The organism is Devosia albogilva, assembly GCF_042685625.1.
In the GTDB taxonomy this organism is placed as follows: domain Bacteria; phylum Pseudomonadota; class Alphaproteobacteria; order Rhizobiales; family Devosiaceae; genus Devosia; species Devosia albogilva.
In genome coordinates, this window is the sequence record NZ_JBHUNP010000001.1 from 1240896 (window position 1) to 1258113 (window position 17218).

Annotated in this window: 13 protein-coding genes; 2 read left to right on the forward strand and 11 right to left on the reverse strand. The window is 65.1% G+C overall.

The window, feature by feature from the left end; translation table 11 throughout:
* Positions 1–261 precede the first annotated feature (261 nt).
* The 9 genes from ACFSX5_RS06255 to ACFSX5_RS06295 all read right to left on the reverse strand — a co-directional run bounded on the left by ACFSX5_RS06255 (position 262) and on the right by ACFSX5_RS06295 (position 12017).
* Complete coding sequence (locus tag ACFSX5_RS06255) at positions 262–1281, reverse strand: ABC transporter ATP-binding protein (protein ID WP_386832426.1); 1020 nt, start codon at positions 1279–1281, stop codon at positions 262–264.
* Positions 1281–2270, reverse strand: a complete 990-nt coding sequence (locus ACFSX5_RS06260) for an ABC transporter ATP-binding protein (RefSeq protein WP_386832427.1) — start codon at positions 2268–2270, stop codon at positions 1281–1283. The genes ACFSX5_RS06255 and ACFSX5_RS06260 overlap by 1 nt, the downstream gene beginning before the upstream one ends.
* Before the next feature lies 1 nt (position 2271).
* Entirely contained in the window at positions 2272–3192 is a 921-nt protein-coding gene (locus ACFSX5_RS06265; RefSeq protein WP_386832428.1) for an ABC transporter permease, read from the reverse strand.
* Positions 3192–4115 (reverse strand): ABC transporter permease, encoded by a 924-nt coding sequence (locus ACFSX5_RS06270; RefSeq protein WP_386832429.1) that lies wholly within the window; start codon positions 4113–4115, stop codon positions 3192–3194. The genes ACFSX5_RS06265 and ACFSX5_RS06270 overlap by 1 nt, the downstream gene beginning before the upstream one ends.
* 94 nt (positions 4116–4209) lie before the next feature.
* Entirely contained in the window at positions 4210–5823 is a 1614-nt protein-coding gene (locus tag ACFSX5_RS06275; RefSeq protein WP_386832430.1) for a peptide ABC transporter substrate-binding protein, read from the reverse strand.
* A 244-nt stretch (positions 5824–6067) separates the two neighbouring features.
* Positions 6068–6220, reverse strand: a complete 153-nt coding sequence (locus tag ACFSX5_RS06280) for a hypothetical protein (protein WP_386832431.1) — start codon at positions 6218–6220, stop codon at positions 6068–6070.
* On the reverse strand, positions 6217–7503 hold the full coding sequence (locus tag ACFSX5_RS06285; protein ID WP_386832432.1) for an acetyl-CoA C-acetyltransferase: 1287 nt from the start codon (positions 7501–7503) through the stop codon (positions 6217–6219). Before ACFSX5_RS06285 ends, ACFSX5_RS06280 begins: the two co-directional genes overlap by 4 nt.
* A gap of 2 nt (positions 7504–7505) precedes the next feature.
* A complete protein-coding gene (locus ACFSX5_RS06290) occupies positions 7506–9464 on the reverse strand; it encodes a 3-hydroxyacyl-CoA dehydrogenase NAD-binding domain-containing protein (protein WP_386832433.1) in 1959 nt (652 codons plus the stop codon).
* Positions 9465–9551: 87 nt separating this feature from the next.
* Entirely contained in the window at positions 9552–12017 is a 2466-nt protein-coding gene (locus ACFSX5_RS06295; RefSeq protein ID WP_386832434.1) for an acyl-CoA dehydrogenase, read from the reverse strand.
* Between the two features lie 317 nt (positions 12018–12334).
* Between ACFSX5_RS06295 and ACFSX5_RS06300 the strand changes: the two genes are divergently transcribed.
* Both ACFSX5_RS06300 and ACFSX5_RS06305 read left to right on the forward strand, forming a co-directional pair.
* Positions 12335–14047: a long-chain-fatty-acid--CoA ligase gene (locus ACFSX5_RS06300; RefSeq protein ID WP_386832435.1), complete on the forward strand. Its 1713-nt coding sequence runs from the start codon at positions 12335–12337 to the stop codon at positions 14045–14047.
* Positions 14044–14436: a MerR family DNA-binding protein gene (locus tag ACFSX5_RS06305; RefSeq protein WP_386832436.1), complete on the forward strand. Its 393-nt coding sequence runs from the start codon at positions 14044–14046 to the stop codon at positions 14434–14436. Before ACFSX5_RS06300 ends, ACFSX5_RS06305 begins: the two co-directional genes overlap by 4 nt.
* Before the next feature lie 143 nt (positions 14437–14579).
* Here the strand turns inward: ACFSX5_RS06305 and ACFSX5_RS06310 are convergent, their stop codons facing one another.
* On the reverse strand, positions 14580–16154 hold the full coding sequence (locus ACFSX5_RS06310) for a cisplatin damage response ATP-dependent DNA ligase (protein WP_386832437.1): 1575 nt from the start codon (positions 16152–16154) through the stop codon (positions 14580–14582).
* Positions 16151–17161, reverse strand: a complete 1011-nt coding sequence (locus tag ACFSX5_RS06315) for a ligase-associated DNA damage response exonuclease (RefSeq protein ID WP_386832438.1) — start codon at positions 17159–17161, stop codon at positions 16151–16153. The genes ACFSX5_RS06310 and ACFSX5_RS06315 overlap by 4 nt, the downstream gene beginning before the upstream one ends.
* Positions 17162–17218: the final 57 nt, after the last annotated feature.

The window sequence follows — 17218 nt, forward strand, 5'->3', positions numbered from 1 at the left end:
TCAACGCGGCCGGTGCCGCTTTTTCACGCCTCGGACGGGTATGTTCGCCGATAAGCGCTTGTAGGCAAACCTCCGCTGGTGTCGCGGCAATGCCCCTGCCGAGGCCACGATGTCCACCGAACTTGCGTCCCGCGTTCTGGTCGCCGATCTCGCCGGTCTCGATGGCGTCGCCTCGCCCGCAAGCTGCAACGGCCCTGACGTCGTCGGCGCACGGTCAGCCTGCCCGGCAGCGACCGTCGCTGGCTGGACTGACCGGCCGCCTCAGGCGCCGAGCACCGCCGCTTCCGGCTGCTCGATCTCCCGCCAGCGGATACAAGCCACCAGCCGACCGCCCTCGATGGTCTCGAGCGGTGGCAGCACCTCGGCGCACCGCTCCTTGGCGAAGCGGCAGCGGGTCCGGAACGGGCAGCCCGACGGGGGGTTGATCGGCGACGGGATCTCGCCCCGCAACGCATCGATGTTGCGCTGTCGCGCCAGCTTCGGATCGGGAATCGGCACAGCCGTCAGCAACGCCCGCGTATAGGGGTGCTTCGGATCCTCATAGATCTCGTCGCCGGTTGCCAGCTCCATGATGCGCCCAAGATAGAGCACCAGGATACGGTCGGAGACGTGCCGGACCACGCTGAGATTGTGCGAGATGAAGATCAGCGTCAGACCGAACTCGTCCTTGAGTTCGCTCAACAGGTTCAGGATCTGCGCCTGGATGGACACGTCGAGCGCCGACACCGGCTCGTCGCAGACGATGAGCTTCGGCTCGGTCACCAGTGCCCGGGCGATGCCGATGCGCTGCGCCTGCCCCCCCGAGAACTCGTGCGGGTAGCGGTTGATCATCTCCGGCAGCAGGCCAACGGCCTCCATGATCCGCACCACCTTGGCCCGCCGCTCTTCCTTCTTGAGCTCGGGCTTAAGGGTGCGCAGCGGATCCTCGATGATCTCGCCCACGGTCATGCGCGGATTGAGCGATGCCAGCGGATCCTGGAAGATGATCTGCAGGTCGGCACGGCGCTTGCGCATCTCTTCGGCCGGCACGCAGGTGAGGTCCTGCCCTAGCCACAGCACCTGGCCCTCGTCGGGCGCGATCAGTTGCAGGATGCAGCGGCCGAGTGTCGACTTGCCGCAACCGCTTTCCCCCACGATGCCGAGCGTCTCGCCCTGGCGGATGGAAAAGTTGATGTCCTGCAGCGCAGTCAGCTTCAGCGGCCGCGCGAACAGCCCGGTGGCGATCGAGAAGGTCTTCTTCAGGTCGCGGACTTCGAGCAGGTTGATCGGTGTCTGGTCCATCAGGCGACCTTCTGTTCGTAGCGCATCGGGCCCTCGTACCAACAGGCCTTCTCCCGGCCATCGCCGGTGTCGATCAGCGGCGGCCGCTCTTCGAGACAACGGTCGAAGCAGAACGAGCAGCGCGGATTGAACGAGCAGCCCTTGGGCAGGTGTTCGAGGCTGGGCGGCAGGCCCTGGATGGGATCGAGCCGCGTCGCCCGCTGTGCGATGTGCGGGGTCGAGTGCAGCAGGCCGAGCGTGTAGGGGTGGCGCGGATTGTAGAACAACTCGTCGACCGAGCCCTTTTCCACCGCGCGCCCCGCATACATCACCATCATGCGGTCGGCGACACCGGCGACGACGCCGAGGTCGTGGGTGATCAGGACGAGCGAAGTGCCGAAGTCGTTGGTCAGGTTCTTGAACAGATCGAGCATCTGCGCCTGCACCGTCACGTCGAGCGCCGTGGTCGGCTCGTCGGCGATGAGGATCTTCGGCTGGCACAGCAGCGCCATGGCGATCATTACGCGCTGGCGCATGCCGCCCGACATTTCGTGTGGATAGGCGTTGGCGCGCTTGGCAGGTTCAGGGATACCCACCCGCTCCAGCATCTCGATCGCCGTGCGCTCCGCTTGCCGGCGATCGAAGCCGCGATGCTTCACCAGCACCTCGGCGAGTTGCGCCTTCACTCTCAGGCTGGGGTTCAGCGAGGTCATCGGATCCTGGAAGATCATGGCGATGTCCTTGCCGCGCACCCGGTCCAGCCGCGACTTCTCCAGCCCGACGAGATTGATGTCGCCCAGCATCGCCCGGCCACTGGCGCGGCCGTTCTTGGCAAGAAGCCCCATGATCGAGAGGAACGCCTGGCTCTTGCCCGAGCCGGACTCGCCCACCACGGCCAGCGTCTCGCCCGCGCGCAGCTTGAAGTTCATCTCGCGCACGGCATGCACTTCGCTCTCGTGCAACTGGAAGGTGACCGAGAGATCCTCGATCGACAGCACATGGTCGGTCATCTTAGCGATCCTTCGGGTCGAGCGCGTCGCGCAGACCGTCGCCGATATAGGTGAGGCAGAGGAGCAGCGTGATCAGCACCGCGGCAGGGCCGAGCAGCAGCCAGGGCAGCACTTCGGCCACGGGAGCGCCGGCGGAGATCAGCGTGCCCAATGATGTCTGCGGTTCTTGCACCCCGAGACCGAGGTAGGAAAGGAAACTTTCCGCGATGATGATCTCGGGAATGGTTAGGGTCGCATAGATCACTACCGGACCGGTCAGGTTCGGCACGATGTGGCGGGTGATGATGGTCCAGGGTTTGGCGCCGCCGGCCCGGGCCGCCTCGACGAATTCCTTTTCCTTCAGGCTCAGCGTCTGCCCGCGCACGATGCGGGCCATGGTCAGCCATTCGATGGCGCCGATGCCCACAAACAGCAGCACCGGATTGCGGCCGAACATCACCATCAGGATGATGACGAACAGGATGTAGGGCAGCGCATACATGATATCGACGATGCGCATCATGATCGCGTCCACCCGGCCGCCGAAATAGCCGGCCACCGCGCCATAAATCACGCCGATGGTGACCGACACCACGGTCGCCACCAGCGCCACGATCAGGCTCATCTGCGTGCCCTGCAGCACGCGGGCCGCCATGTCGCGCCCATTCTGGTCGGTGCCGAGGAAGTGCCCGGTGTCGAAGTTCGGAGGCTTGCGGATTCCAGACCAGTCGACCTGCGAATACCCCCAGGGCAGGAAGTATGGGCCGATAAAGGCGATCAGTACGATGGCCGCGACGACGAAGATCGACACCACGGCGGCCTTGTTGCGTACCAGGCGCCGCATCGCGTCTTGGGTGAGCGAACGGCCTTTCGGCGCGTCCAGCGTCTCCAGCTGGCGTGCGTAGTTGGTGAGGACCGTGTCCTTGCCAGTGATCCCGGCCATCAGCGGTACCTCACCTTGGGATCAAGCCACGCATAGACTAGGTCGACGATGAGGTTCAGCGCGAGGATGATGAACATGTACAAAATGGTCGTGCCGAGCACGACGCCATAGTCGCGGTTGAGTGCCGCGGTGACGAAATATTTGCCGATGCCGGGAAGCCCGAAGATCTGCTCCACCGCCAGCGAGCCGGTCAGCAGATAGCTCAGGCCCGGCCCGAGATAGGAGACCACAGGGATCAGCGCCGGTTTGATCGCGTGCCGCGCCAGCACCAGCCGCTCGCCAATGCCCTTGGACCGGGCCGTGCGCACATAATTGGTGCCAAGCACTTCGATCATCGAGCCGCGCATCAGCCGCGATATTCGCGCCGCATGCGGCCAGGCCAGCACCGTCACCGGCAGCACCAGATGCGCCCACGACCCGTTGACCCAGCCGCCCGCCGGGAACCAGCCGAGATAGACGCCGAACCAGAGCTGCAAAAGCGCCGCGTTGAGGAAGTTCGGCACCACCACGCCGATCATCACGATCAGCACCAGCGCGTAGTCCGGCCACTTGTTCTGGTAGACCGCGGCCAGCATGCCCGCGACGATGCCGATCGCCGTGGCGATGACGAAGGCGGTCATCGCCATGGTCAACGTGAACGGGAAGCCGATGCGGATCAGATCGGCCACGTCGAAGCCGTCGATCACCATCGAAGGGCCGAGGTCGCCTCGCAGCAGCCCGCCCACATAGAGGATGTACTGCATGTACAGCGGCTGATCGAGATTGTAGTGGGCGCGCAGATTGGCGAGCACGGTCGGCGGCAGTGCACGTTCGCCATCGAACGGGCCGCCCGGCGCCAGGCGCAGGATGAAAAAGCAGACGGTTACGGCAATCAGTGCGATCGGCAGCGCCGACATCACACGCCGCAGGGCGTAACCAAGCATGTTTTGAGCCTTCTTGTCGCTGGGCGCTACGTCCATGCGCCCGCAGAAAAGAACCGTGGGGGCCGTAGCCCCCACGATCCGGTTTGCGTTGTCCTTACTCGGACTTGCTGAGCCAGCGGGTGCGGAAGATGTTCTTGGCGTTCGAAACGAAGCCGGAGATCTTCGGGGACACCACGTCCTTGGACACGTACCAGTAGATCGGCAGGGCGGCGAATTCGTCCATCGCGATCTTCTCGGCCTGGGCCAGCAGTTCGGCACGGGCGTCGAGGTCGAGCTCGGTGGCAGCCTGGGCCAGCAGCGCGTCGAACTCTTCGTTCGAGTAGCGGCCGTAGTTGTTGCCCCAGTTCATGGTACCACCCTGGTCGACACCGGTCTTCAGCAGGTCGAGGGTGTTGGCCGGGTCGGAGTAGTCGAGCAGCCAGCCGGCACGACCGACCTGGAAGTCACCGGCGCGCAGGGCGTCGTAGTGCACCGCGGTTTCGGCGTTGAACAGCTCCACATTCACGCCCAGCGGCTCCCACATGGACGCGATCGCCACGGCGATGCGCTGGTGGTTGTCGTTGGTGTTGTAGCGCAGCTGCAGGGTGAGCGGATTGTCCGGGCCGTAGCCGGCTTCGGTCATCAGCTCGATGGCGCGGGCAACGCGTTCCTCATAGGGCTGGTCGGCCCATTCCGGGTGGTAGGCGTTCTCGACATAGTTGTTGGTGCCCGGCGGGACCCAGCCATAGGCCGGCAGTTCGCCGGTGCCCAGAACGTCCGGCCCGATCACGTCGCGCAGCACCGAGATGGACAGCGCCTCGCGGATGCGGACGTCGTTCAGCGGCTCGGTTTCCTGGTTCATGACGTAGTAGTAGACGCCGAGGAACGGCACCACGTGAGCCTGGCCCGGCATGTTCTCCTGCAGCCACTGGTACTGGTCGGCCGGGAAGTCGGTCAGGATGTCGAACTCGCCCGCACGATAGCGGTTGAGCGCGGCGGCCTGGTCTTCCAGCACGTGATAGTAGACCTCGTCGATCTGCACGTTCTCGGCATCGTAGTAGCTTTCGCTCTTTTCGGAGCGGACATACGAACCCGGCAGCCACTCGACGACGGTGTAGGGGCCGTTCGAGACGATGTTCTCGACATCGGTCCAGTCGTCGCCCAGCTCTTCCACCAGGTGCTTCGGCACCGGATAGGCCGTGTAGTGGGTCAGCGCGTCGAGGAAGTACGGGGTCGGCGCGTTGAGGGTGATCTCGAGCGTCTTGTCGTCGATCGCCTTGACGCCCAGCTCGTTGAGATCGGTGATCTCGCCCGAGTTGATCTGCTCGGCGTTCTTGATCGGGAACTGCAGGTACGCGTAGTCCGCGGCAGTTTCCGGGTTGAACAGGCGCTGGAAGGCGAACACGAAGTCTTCGGCGGTCACCGGAGTGCCGTCGGACCACTGAATGCCGTCACGCAGGTGGAAGGTGTAGACGGTGCCGTCTTCGGAGATGTCCCAGCTCTCGGCCTGGCCCGGAATGGCCTGGGCAGACGGATCTTCGGTCAGCAGGCCCTCGAGGTAGTCACCGATGACACGGTTTTCCCAGTCACCCGAGGCCTGATGCGGGTCCAACGTGCCCGGATCGCCGCCATTGTGCAGCTGGAGCGTCACGGCCGCAGCCGAGGTGCTCATCATCAGCGCCATGGCGCCGGCGGTCGCAACCGCGGTCAGGGTTTGAGTGAGTCTCATTCTCGTCCCATCTCCTTGTGGAAACCTGAAGTGTTGTATTCCCGATTATGTGTTCGGGGTTCTCTTGAAGCCAACCGGTTGACCCAATGGTCAAGATTGGTCTGGACGGTATTACGCAAATCCGACCACTGACAAGCGAAACATAGCCATGTGCCGCCTGTCTGCCAAAAATGTTAACACCTGCGAAAGGCCGAAGCCTGCCAGCAGCGGTTTCCACCTGCGGCAACTCAGGGCGAATAACGTACTACGCCATCGCCTGCTGGACGAAATATATGCCGATGGCCACCACCACGAGCACAACGAACGGCACCCAGCCGGGCATCGGTCCTCGCGGCTTCTTGTCCTTGGGGTCTGGCTTCTTCTCCACGCGCCGGAACTGGACGACATTGTCGCTCATGCGGCTGCACTCTCGACCAGGGCCGCGACGCCCATGCCACCGGCGGTACACACACTGATCAACGCCCGCTTGCCAGGCTCTTCGGCCAGGAGCTTGGCCGTCAGCCCAAGGATGCGCGCCCCGGTCGCCGCAAACGGGTGACCATAGGCAAGGCTCGAGCCATGGACATTGATCCGGTCCGGGTCGATCGTGCCCATCGGCGTTTCACGCCCCAGCTTGGTGCGGTTGTAGTCCGCATCGTTCCAGGCTTTCAGCGTCGACAGCACTTGGGCGGCGAACGCTTCGTGCAACTCGAAATAATCGATGTCCTCGAACCCGAGATCCAGCCGCTGCAGCATCTCCGACACCGCCAGTGTCGGGGCCATCAGCAGCCCCTCGCCATGGGCGAAGTCGTTACCGGCAACGCGGCCCATGGTCAGATAGGCCAAGACCGGTAGCCCATGGGCGCGCGCCCACTCCTCGCTCGCCAGCAGCACCGCCGCCGCACCGTCGGTCAGCGGCGTCGAATTGCCCGCCGTCAGCGTGCCCCGGCCGCTGTCCCGGTCGAAGGCCGGCTTCAGCGTCGCCATCTTGTCGAGGCTGGCATCAGGGCGAATGTTATTGTCACGCACCAGGCCGGCATGCGGCACCACGAGGTCGTCGTGGAAGCCTTCGTCATAGGCCCGGGCGGCATTGCGGTGACTCTTCACCGCCAGTTCGTCCTGCGCCTGGCGGGTGATACCCCATTCCTTGGCCATCAGCTCGGCGTGCTGTCCCATGGACAGGCCCGTCCGCGGCTCGTTCACCGACGGCGCGACCGGTGCCAGCTCGCCGAAGCTGAACCCTTTGAACGCCTTCAGCTTGTCGCCGGTAGTCTTGGCCTTGTTCATGTCAAGCAGCCGGTGCTGGAACTTGTTGCCGAACACGATCGGGCTGTCCGAAATGCTGTCCGCGCCGACCGCGATGGCACTATCGATCTCGCCCACCGCAATCTTGGCCCCGAGGTTCAGCGCCGCCTGCAGGCTCGAGCCACAGGCGATCTGCATTGTGGTGCCGGGGGTTCGCGGGGACAGTCCGGCATCGAGCAGCGCCTCGCGGGCGATGTTGAAGTCGCGCGAGTGGTTGATCACCGCTCCGCCCATCACTTCGTCGATCTTCTCGCCCTTGAGCCCATATTTGTCAGCGAGCCCGCCGATGGCCGCTGCCATCAGCGACAGATTGGTCTCGTCCGAATAGGCGGTATTCGCCCGGGCAAAGGGGAGCCGTGCCGAACCGACGATTGCCACTCTACGAAGTTCAGCCATGGTCAAGCCCTTCCATCCTTGCGTGCCTTGAGCGGACCACCGAGGAACGGCGCGAAGCCGGTCCCCAGGATCACCCCGATATCGGCGAGGTCGGCATTGGCGACCACGCCTTCGTTGACCACCACCTCCGTGGTGTCGACCAGCGGCTTCACCAGTTCGCGGCCGAGGCCGGCGAGATCGGCATGCGCCGGCGTCTCGCCCTTCTGCGCCTTGCCGTCCACCCACTTGTAGAAGCCTTCGCCGGTCTTGCGGCCGAGCTTGCCCGACGCAATCAATTGCGCGAACTTCGAGCCTTCCGGCACCGGGTGGCCCAGTTCGGTGGCCACCGACTTGCCGACATCGAGCCCGACCGTATCCATCAGCTCGATCGGGCCCATCGGCATGCCGAAGGCGACGGCGGCCGCGTCCAGCAATTCCTTGCTTTCGCCGCGCTCCGCCCGCTCGACTGCGCCGAGCATGTAGGGCATCAGCACCCGGTTCACCAGGAACCCCGGCGCCGACTTCACCACCACCGGGGACTTGCCGATGGCCAGCGCAAAGGCCGCGCCGCGCCCGATCTCCTCGTCGGAGTTGAAGGTCGAGCGGATCACCTCGACCAGCGGCAGCTGCGCCACCGGGTTGAAGAAATGCAGCCCGATCAGCCGCGCCGGCTCCTTCAGCGCCTCGGCGATGCGCTCCAGTTCGATCGAGGAGGTGTTGGTCGCCATGATGGCGCCCGGCTTCAGCTTGCCTTCGAGCTCGGAAAAGATCGTCTGCTTTACTTCGAGCTTTTCGACCACCGCCTCGATCACCACGTCGGCCCGCGCCACGCCGCGGCCGGTCGGATCGGCCTCGAGCCGCATCACGGCGGCATCCACCTGGTGCCTTTTCTTGAGCCGCTTCCGGAACAGCTTCTTGGCCCGGTCCAGCGCCGGCTGGATACGCGCCATATCGAGGTCCTGCAGGGTGACGCTCATGCCGCGCAGCGCACACCAGGCCGCAATATCGCCGCCCATCACGCCGGCGCCGATCACATGCACGCGGGCGAACTTGGGGCCCTTTATCCCCTGCTTCTTCAACCCTTCGGAGAGGAAGAACACCCGCCTCAGATTAGTGGCGGTGGGCGAGCCCATCAGCGGCACGAAGGCGTCGACCTCGCCGCGGATCATCGCCCGCCAGTCGTCGCCATGCGACTCGAACAGGTCGATCAGCGCATAAGGGGCCGGATAGTGCTCGCGCCGCGCCTTCTTGGCGGCCTGCTCGCGCATCTTGCCGGCCACATAGCTCTTCATCGGTCCCATGGCCATCAGGCGCTTGACCAGCGGCGCTTCGCTCGAGCGCTTGTGCGTCAGCACCGCCTTGCGGCCTTCCCAGCGCAGCATGTCGCGATGGCGCACCAGCTTGTCGACGAGGTTCATGCCGCGCGCCGCACCCGGTCGCAACATCCGGCCGGTCAGCATGATCTGCATGGCATCGACCGGACCTGCCTGACGGATCGAGCGGCCGGTGCCGCCGAAGCCGGGGAAGATGCCCAGATTGACTTCGGGGAAGCCGATCCGCGTCTTGTCGTCGTTCACCGCGATCCGGTAGTGGCAGGCAAGCGCCAGCTCCAGCCCGCCGCCAAGGCAGAACCCGTGGATACCGGCGACCATCGGAATTTTCAGGTTCTCGATCCGCTCGAACAGCGCATGGGTACGCTTCAGCGCCTCGGGCAACACCGAGAAGTCGCTCATCGCATCGAACTCGGAGACGTCGGCGCCGGCGATGAAGCCACTATCCTTGCCCGAGAGCAGCACCACGCCGACGATCTCGCCGCTCTGCCCCAGCTCCTCGAAGCGGCTCACCAGCGCCTCGAGTTCCATGATGGCTTCGCGGCTCAGCGTATTCACCGGGCCGGGGGTATTGATGGTCAGCCAGCCGATGTTCTCGACATCGCGCGTGAAGCTCCAATGCTTGGTCTCCGGCATCTGCGGCTGAATCATTGTGTCTCCCTCGAGTTCTTCTTTCCGGTCCAGTCATCGGGATGCGCTTCCAGTGGAGGCGCATCCGAGCATTGGGGGCTCCGGTGCTTACTCCGCGGCCTGGCGCTCGTTCGCCCGGCCGAGGATTTCGTCGGTGGTGAAATCGTCGACCCGCACCGCGCGTTCCGTTGCTTCGTCCGCCGCCCGCATGATGCCGGCCTCGTTGTCGTTCAGCACCCCGGCCGCGACCGCATCTGCGATGGCATCGCGGTCGAGGCGACGCTCGATCACCCCACGGCGCGCCGCCTTGATGAACCGGCCCTCGATCTCCTCCGCCTCCGTCACCTTGACGAAGGCGTCCTCGAGCACGCCGGTGACGTCATCCGGATCGGCGGTGACATAGGCCCCCGTGGTAAGCCTGTCACGGAAGGCACCCGGTTTCAGCACGGCCTTGACCAGACGGTAGTTGAGGTCATCAGCCGCGGGACGCGCGTGGCGGCCCAGTGGGAAGCACAGCACCTTCATGGCCACGCCGAAGAAGCGGTTCGGGAAGTTGTCGAACACCTCGCCGAAGCTCTGCTCCATGCTGGCAATCCGATCCTGCATGATCGCGTCGACCAGTTCCTTGTCCTCGGCCAGTCGGCCCTCGTCCTCGAAGCGGCGCAGCGTGGCCGACATCAAATAGAGGTCGCCGAGCAGGTCGGCCATCCGACCCGAGATCTTCTGCTTAGCCTTGAGCGAGCCGCCCAGCACCACCGTGGTCCAGTCTGCCGTCAGCGCAAAGGCCTGCGAGTAGCGGTGGAGCTTGCGATACCAGTGCGCCATCGGCCCGGTATTTGGGCTCGAGGCGAAGGCGCCATTGGTCAGCCCGTGCACGAAGCTGGCGACGATATTGCGCAGCATGAACTTGGTGTGCCCGCCGAACGCCGCATCGAACTGCGCCAGACCCTCGCGCCGGTTCTTGTGCTGCGCCGCCTGGATTTCCTTGAGCAGGTACGGATGCGCTCGCAGCACGCCCTGCGCAAAGGTCATCAGCGTGCGGGTAAGGATGTTGGCACCCTCCACCGTGATCGCCACCGGCAGAGCCTGGTACGCCCCGAACAGGTAGTTGGCTGGCCCGTCCTGGATGGCGCGGCCACCCTGGATATCGAAGGCGTCGTCCATGCTGTCGCGCATGGCTTCGGTGGTGGTGTATTTCAGCAGGCCCGCAATCACCGCTGGCCGCTGCCCCTCATCGACCATCGACGCCGTCAGCCGCCGCCCAGCCTCATAGGTATAAGCGCGCTTGACCATCTCGCCGAGCGGCTCGGCAACGCCTTCCATCAGCCCCACCGGAATGCCGAACTGCCGGCGGATGCGGGCATAGGCCGAAGTGGTCCGCAGGGTCTGCTTGATCGAGATCGAGCCGATCGCCGGCAGCGAGATGGCGCGGCCCGTGGACAGGCACTCCATCAGCATGCGCCAGCCCTGGCCGGCATAGGCGGTGCCACCGATCAGGTAGTCGATGGGAATGAAGATGTCCCGTCCGCGCACCGGCCCGTTCATGAAGGCTTGGCGCGCCGGGTAGTGACGGCGGCCGATGTCGAGACCCGGATGGGTGTGCGGGATCAGCGCCAGCGTAATGCCGACATCCTCGCCGCGCCCCAGCAGATTATCCGGATCCTTGAGGATAAAGGCCAACCCGACCAGCGTCGCGATCGGTGCGAGCGTGATATAGCGTTTGTCGAAGCTGAGCCGCACGCCCAGCGTCTCCTTGCCTTCCCAGGTGCCCTTGGTCAGCACACCGATATCGCGCATGCCGCCGGCGTCGGAGCCCGAATGCACGCCTGTCAGGGCGAAGCAGGGCACGTCCTGGCCCGTGGCCAGGCGGTGCAGGTACTTGTCCTTCTGTTCGGGCGTTCCGTATTTTTCCAGCAGTTCGCCCGGTCCGAGCGAATTCGGCACCATCACCGTTATGCCGGTCGCCACGGAGCGGCTGGCGATCTTGGACACGATCATCGACTGCGCCTGCGCCGAAAAGCCGAGCCCGCCATGCTCCTTGCCGATGAGCATGCCGAGGAAGCCCTTGTCCTTGAGGAACTGCCAGAGCTCCGGCGACAGGTCGGCGCGGTTGGCGCGGATGTCCCAGTCGTCGATCATGCGGCAGGCTTCTTCGGTCGGCCCGTCCAGAAATGCCTGCTCTTCCGGCGTCAGCGTCAGCGGCCGGATGGCGTCGAGCTTGTTCCAGTCCGGACGACCGGAGAACAACTCAGCGTCCCAGCCGACCGTGCCGGCATCGAGCGCCTCCTGCTCGGTCTTGCTGACCCGCGGCAGGATCGACTTCACGGCCCCATAGATCGGCGGCAACAGCACCGCCCGGCGGATTGCGGTGACGCTGAGCAGCAGCAGGATGATGCCCGGCAACAGCGCCAGGAACAGCCCGAAGCCACCATGGAACGCCAGGCCGCCGTCGACATCGAACCGGCTCAGCAGCCCGAGTACCAGCGCGGCGACACCCCACTGCCACAGTGGGCTTTCGCGCATGGCAAGCACGCCGAAGACGATGAGACCGATGATGAAAAGCGCGAGAGTCACGAAGCTGTCCTCCTGGTACCCGCGGCCGCCAGAGCCGCACAGATCCCGTGGCCCGCTCGCCGCTGGTTCCGGCTTGAAGATCGGACCGATCGCGCCGGGATCATAGCGCGTCCAGCCTTAACGGTAGACCCTCAATTTAGTGCGCTTTACGTAAACGTCAATCAGAAGCCGTAAGCGTCGACGAGCCGCGGCGGTTCCATTTTCCCGCATCCCCGCCGCATGGGCAGGCGTTTGACGCTAACGTCAAGTCATGGAATAGTTGACGCAATCCGGGGCGCAGCAAGCGTCCCGCCGCCGAATGGCTCGAGGAGGATGCCTTGGATACCACGATCGACGCCCCTGCTCCGCTGCGTCCCTGGATCGCCAGCTACCCCGAGGGCATCGTCTGGGACACCGAGCTCGATATCCGCCCCGTGCACGAACAGGTGCTGGCCGCCTGTGCCAAGAACCCTTCTGCCATCGCGCTCGATTTCCTCGGCGGCACCACCACTTTCGGCGAGCTCGCGCAGAAGATCGTCGCCCTTGCGGGGGCCCTGCAGTCCCAGTTCGGCGTCACCAAGGGCACGCGCGTTGCGCTGATGCTGCCCAACACGCCCTTCTACCCAATCGCCTACTACGCCGTGCTCCGCGCCGGCGGCACCGTGGTCAACTGCAACCCGCTCTATACCGTGCACGAACTGGCGCACATCACCGCCAATGCCGGCGCCGATCTGATGATCACGCTCGATCTCAAGCAAATCTTCGAAAAGGCCGAAAAGCTCGTCGAGGCCGGTCACGTGAAGTCGGTGATCGCCTGCCACTTCCCCGACGCGCTGCCCGTGGTGAAGAAGGTCCTGTTCTCGATCGCCAAGCGCAAGGACCTGGCCCGCCTGAATGCCTCGCCCATTCGGGACAAGATCACCAAACTGTCCGATCTGCTCGCCCGCCGCGACACCCCCACCGCCGTGCTGATCGATGCCGACAAGGACATCGCGGTCCAGCAATATACCGGCGGCACAACCGGAATCCCCAAGGGCGCGCTGCTGACCCACGCCAACATCGCCGCCAACATGAGCCAGATCGACAAATGGGGCTGCGGGCTGTTCTACCCGCCCTCCAAGGTCGTGGCCGTGCTGCCCTTCTTCCACATCTTCGCGATGACCGTGTGCATGAACGTGCCGCTCTGCAACGGCACCCAGGTGGTCATGCTGCCGCGCTTCGAGCTCAAAGCCCTGCTCGACCTCTTCACCCGCACTCGCCCCAATGTCCTGCCGGCCGTTCCGACCCTGCTCAACGCCATCGCTCGCGCTGACAGCGTCACCGCCGAGCAGCTCTCGAGTCTGGAGGTGGCGATCTCGGGTGGCGCCGCCCTCCCCGACGAAGTGCGCCACGCCTTCGCCAAGAAGAGCAAGGCCATCCTCGCCGAAGGCTATGGTCTCACCGAAGCCTCGCCGGTGGTCTGCTGCGCGGCCCTGCGCGTGCCGTCCAAGCCGATGTCGATCGGCCTTCCCCTGCCTGCCACCGATATCCGCTTCGTCGACATCGACACCGGCCAGCCGGTCGGCGTCGGCGAGAATGGCGAGCTCCAGGTCAAGGGCGCCCAGGTCATGACCGGCTACTACAACGACCCCGAGGCTTCCGCGAACGCCTTCCAGGACGGCTGGCTGCGCACCGGCGATGTCGGCCACATGGACGAGGACGGCTATGTCTTCCTCGTCGACCGCATCAAGGACCTGATCATCAGCTCCGGCTTCAACGTCTATCCGCGCACCATCGAGGAAGCCCTGATGACCCATGAAGCGGTGGAGGAAACCAACGTCATCGGCGTCCCCGACGACTACCGCGGCGAGGCCCCGGTGGCCTTCGTCAAGCTCCAGGCGGGTGCGAGCATCACCGAGGAGGAGCTGAAGAAGTTCATCTCCGAGCGCCTCAACAAGATCGAGATGCCCAAGGAAATCATCTTCAAGGACGCCCTTCCCAAGACCCTCATCGGCAAGCTCAGTAAGAAAGAGCTGCGGGAGGAATATGCGGCGACGCGAGGCAAGTCGTGAACCGCATCGAGCCAGAGGGCCGCGAGCTCTACTCGATCGCCGATCTCGCCAAGGAGTTCGGCATCTCCACGCGCGCCATCCGCTTCTACGAGGCCAAGGGCCTGCTCTCGCCCGAACGCCTCGGCTCCACCCGCGTCTTCCGCCGCCGCGACCGTGCCCGCCTGATCCTGATCCTGCGCGGCAAGCGCCTCGGCTTTTCGCTGCGCGACATCTCCGACTATCTCGGCCTCTACGATGCCGACCGCGCGCAACAGGTGCATCTGCTCGCCGAAAAGGTCAGCGAGCGCCTAGACGCCCTCGAGCGCCAGCGCACCGACCTCGAAACCACCATCTCGGAACTCCGCGAAATCAAAAAACTCGCCGAGCAGCGCCTCGAGAAGGCCGGCTAGAGAGTCGCTGCCACCGCCACCGTCCTGCCCTCGGGCTCGACCCGAGGGCCGCTTCCCGCCAGCACGGCCTCCCGTAGACCTCATGGTGAGCCTGTCGAACCACGAGGTCGGTGACACCGCCGCCGCGACCTCCTCCAAGCCCCCTACGTCGCCCCCACGAACACCGCCATGTCCTCGAGCGTTGCCGCTTCGTTGGCCGGCTTGTCCCAGCGGATCCGGTTGATACGGGGGAACCGGAGCGCCACCCCCGACTTGTGCCGCCCCGACACCTGCGCCGAGTCGAACGCCACCTCGAAGACCAGCTCCTTCTTGACCTCGCGCACCGGCCCGAAGGACCCCACCGTATTGGCTCGGATCCAGCGGTCGAGCTGCTTGAGCTCCTCATCGGTGAAGCCGAAATAGGCCTTGCCGATGGGGACGATCTCGTTCCCCTTCCACACTCCGAACGTGTAGTCCGAGTAGTACGAACTGCGCTTGCCATGTCCGCGCTGCGCATACATCAGGATCGCGTCGACCACGTTGGGGTCGCGCTTCCACTTGAACCAGTAGCCCTTGGGCCGCCCCGGCACATAGGGGCTCGATCGCAGCTTGATCATCACCCCTTCATGGCCGTGTTCGTCGGCACCCTGCCGCCGCAGCGCGGCGAGTTCGTCCCAGTCGGCAAAGGGCAGCACTTCCGACAGGTCGAGCCGCGTCTGCGGCGTACGGGCGAACCAGGCCTCCAGCCGCCCGCGCCGCTCCTCCCAGCTCAGCGCCCGGATATCCTCGTCGCCGTCGAACAGCATATCGTAGACGCGAACGAAGGCCGGTAACTCGGCAAGCTGCTTCTGCGTCGCCACCTTCCGGTTCAACCGCTGCTGCAGGTCGTTGAAGCTTCGCGCGTCGAAATCGTGCCCCACCAGCAACTCGCCATCGAGCACCCCCTGCCCCATGGCGTTCTCGACCACATCGGGAAATGCCGCCGCGATGTCGTCGCCGGTGCGCGAGAACAGCGACGCCGTGCCCTTGCCCAGCACCAGTTGCACCCGGATGCCGTCCCATTTCCACTCGGCGGAAAACTCCTTCGGGTCGAGCTTGCCGAAATCGGCTTCCTCGATCGGGTTCGACAGCATCAAGGGGTGGAATCGGGCCGCGTGGTCGATGTCCGGCCGCTCCGCCTTGCCCTCGAGCCAGGCGAACAGCTCGGCATAGGGCGGCATCACCCCATGCCAGACCTCCTCGATCGCCTGCAGTTCCACCCCGCTCATTTCCGCCAGCGCGGTCTTGGCCAGCCGCGCCGAAACGCCGATCCGCAGCGCGCCCGTCGCGAGCTTCACCAGCGCCCAGCGCTCGTGAATTTCGGCCTTGGTCAGCAGCGCCCCGATCAGGTTCGGCAGCTCCGATTTGCTGGTAGTGTTGAACAGCTCGATGAGATCGGTCAGCGACGGCAGCTCTCCGCCCGTCTCGCGATGCGGCCAGATCAGCGCGATGGTTTCGCCGAGATCGCCGACATAGTCGTAGCTCATGCCGAACAGCACCGGATCGACCTCGCGCAGCACCGTATCGCGCAGCAGCGCTGGCTTGACGTTGCGAAAGCTCAGCGCCCCGGTCAGCACGGCCAGGGCAAAGCCCCGGTCCGGGTCCGGCGTCTCGCGGAAATAGGTCGCCATGGCGTTGAGCTTGCGCGTGCGCGACGGCGTCAGCGCCAGCAGTTCGAGAAGTTGCGCAAACCGCTTCATTCTTCGGTCACCTCGCCGCCATCGTCCTCGAAGCCGATGATGTTGAGGGCATCTGCCTCCAGCCCCTGTTGGCGGCACCAATAGACCAGCGCATCCTCGCGCCCATGCGTCACCCAGACCGTTTCGGCCCCGGTCTCGCGAATGGTCTGGTTCAGTTCGCCCCAGTCGCAGTGGTCCGAGATCACCAGCGGCAATTCCACCAGCGCCTGCCGCGCCCGCTGCTTGACGCTCATCCAGCCCGACGCCTGGCAGGTCACCGGATCGGGAAAGCGCCGGCTCCAGCGGTCGCGGATCGCCGAGGGTGGGGCAATCACGATCTGCCCGGCCATCGCTGCCTTGGGCATGCCCGTCGCCGGCACCAACTCACCCAGCGGCACGCCGAGTTCTTCATAGAGCGCACACAGCCGGATCATCGCGCCATGCAGGTAGATCGGCGCGTCCCAGCCGGCATCGCGCAGCAGCGCGATCACCCGCTGCGCCTTGCCCAGCGAATAGCAGCCGATCAGATGCGCCCGCTCCGATTGCTTGGCGACCGAGGCCAGCAGCCGCCCGATCTCCACCTGCGGCGGCGGGTGCTGGAACACCGGCAACCCAAACGTCGCCTCGGTGATGAGGAGGTCGCATTCCACCAGTTCGTAGGGCTGCGCCGTGCGGTCACGCAGGCGCTTGTAGTCGCCGGTCACCACCACCCGCTGCCCGCCCTGTTCGATCAGCACCTGCGCCGAGCCGAGAATGTGCCCCGCGGGGAAGAAGGTGATCGTCACCCCGCCCTCGAGATGCATCGGCACGCCGAAGTCCAGCGCCTCGAAGCGCCCGGCGCAATCCTCGCCATAGCGCACCTTCATGATGGCGATGGTGTCGGGTGTCGCCAGCACCGCGCCATGGCCGCTGCGGGCGTGGTCGGCGTGGCCATGGGTGATGATCGCCCGCTCCCGCGGCACGCTCGGATCGACATAGGCGTCGATGGCCCGGATATGGAGATCGCGATCGATGATCGGCTGACGCATGGCTCCTCAACGTTCCGCAGACATCGGCGGTTCAACGCCCCGGGGCCGATGTTCATC

Coding starts and splice junctions, on each gene's coding strand:
- ACFSX5_RS06255 (WP_386832426.1), bottom strand. CDS start 1,281: ATGGACCAGACACCGATCAACCTGCTCGAAGTCCGCGACCTGAAGAAG.
- ACFSX5_RS06260 (WP_386832427.1), bottom strand. CDS start 2,270: ATGACCGACCATGTGCTGTCGATCGAGGATCTCTCGGTCACCTTCCAG.
- ACFSX5_RS06265 (WP_386832428.1), bottom strand. CDS start 3,192: ATGGCCGGGATCACTGGCAAGGACACGGTCCTCACCAACTACGCACGC.
- ACFSX5_RS06270 (WP_386832429.1), bottom strand. CDS start 4,115: ATGCTTGGTTACGCCCTGCGGCGTGTGATGTCGGCGCTGCCGATCGCA.
- ACFSX5_RS06275 (WP_386832430.1), bottom strand. CDS start 5,823: ATGAGACTCACTCAAACCCTGACCGCGGTTGCGACCGCCGGCGCCATG.
- ACFSX5_RS06280 (WP_386832431.1), bottom strand. CDS start 6,220: ATGAGCGACAATGTCGTCCAGTTCCGGCGCGTGGAGAAGAAGCCAGAC.
- ACFSX5_RS06285 (WP_386832432.1), bottom strand. CDS start 7,503: ATGGCTGAACTTCGTAGAGTGGCAATCGTCGGTTCGGCACGGCTCCCC.
- ACFSX5_RS06290 (WP_386832433.1), bottom strand. CDS start 9,464: ATGATTCAGCCGCAGATGCCGGAGACCAAGCATTGGAGCTTCACGCGC.
- ACFSX5_RS06310 (WP_386832437.1), bottom strand. CDS start 16,154: ATGAAGCGGTTTGCGCAACTTCTCGAACTGCTGGCGCTGACGCCGTCG.
- ACFSX5_RS06315 (WP_386832438.1), bottom strand. CDS start 17,161: ATGCGTCAGCCGATCATCGATCGCGATCTCCATATCCGGGCCATCGAC.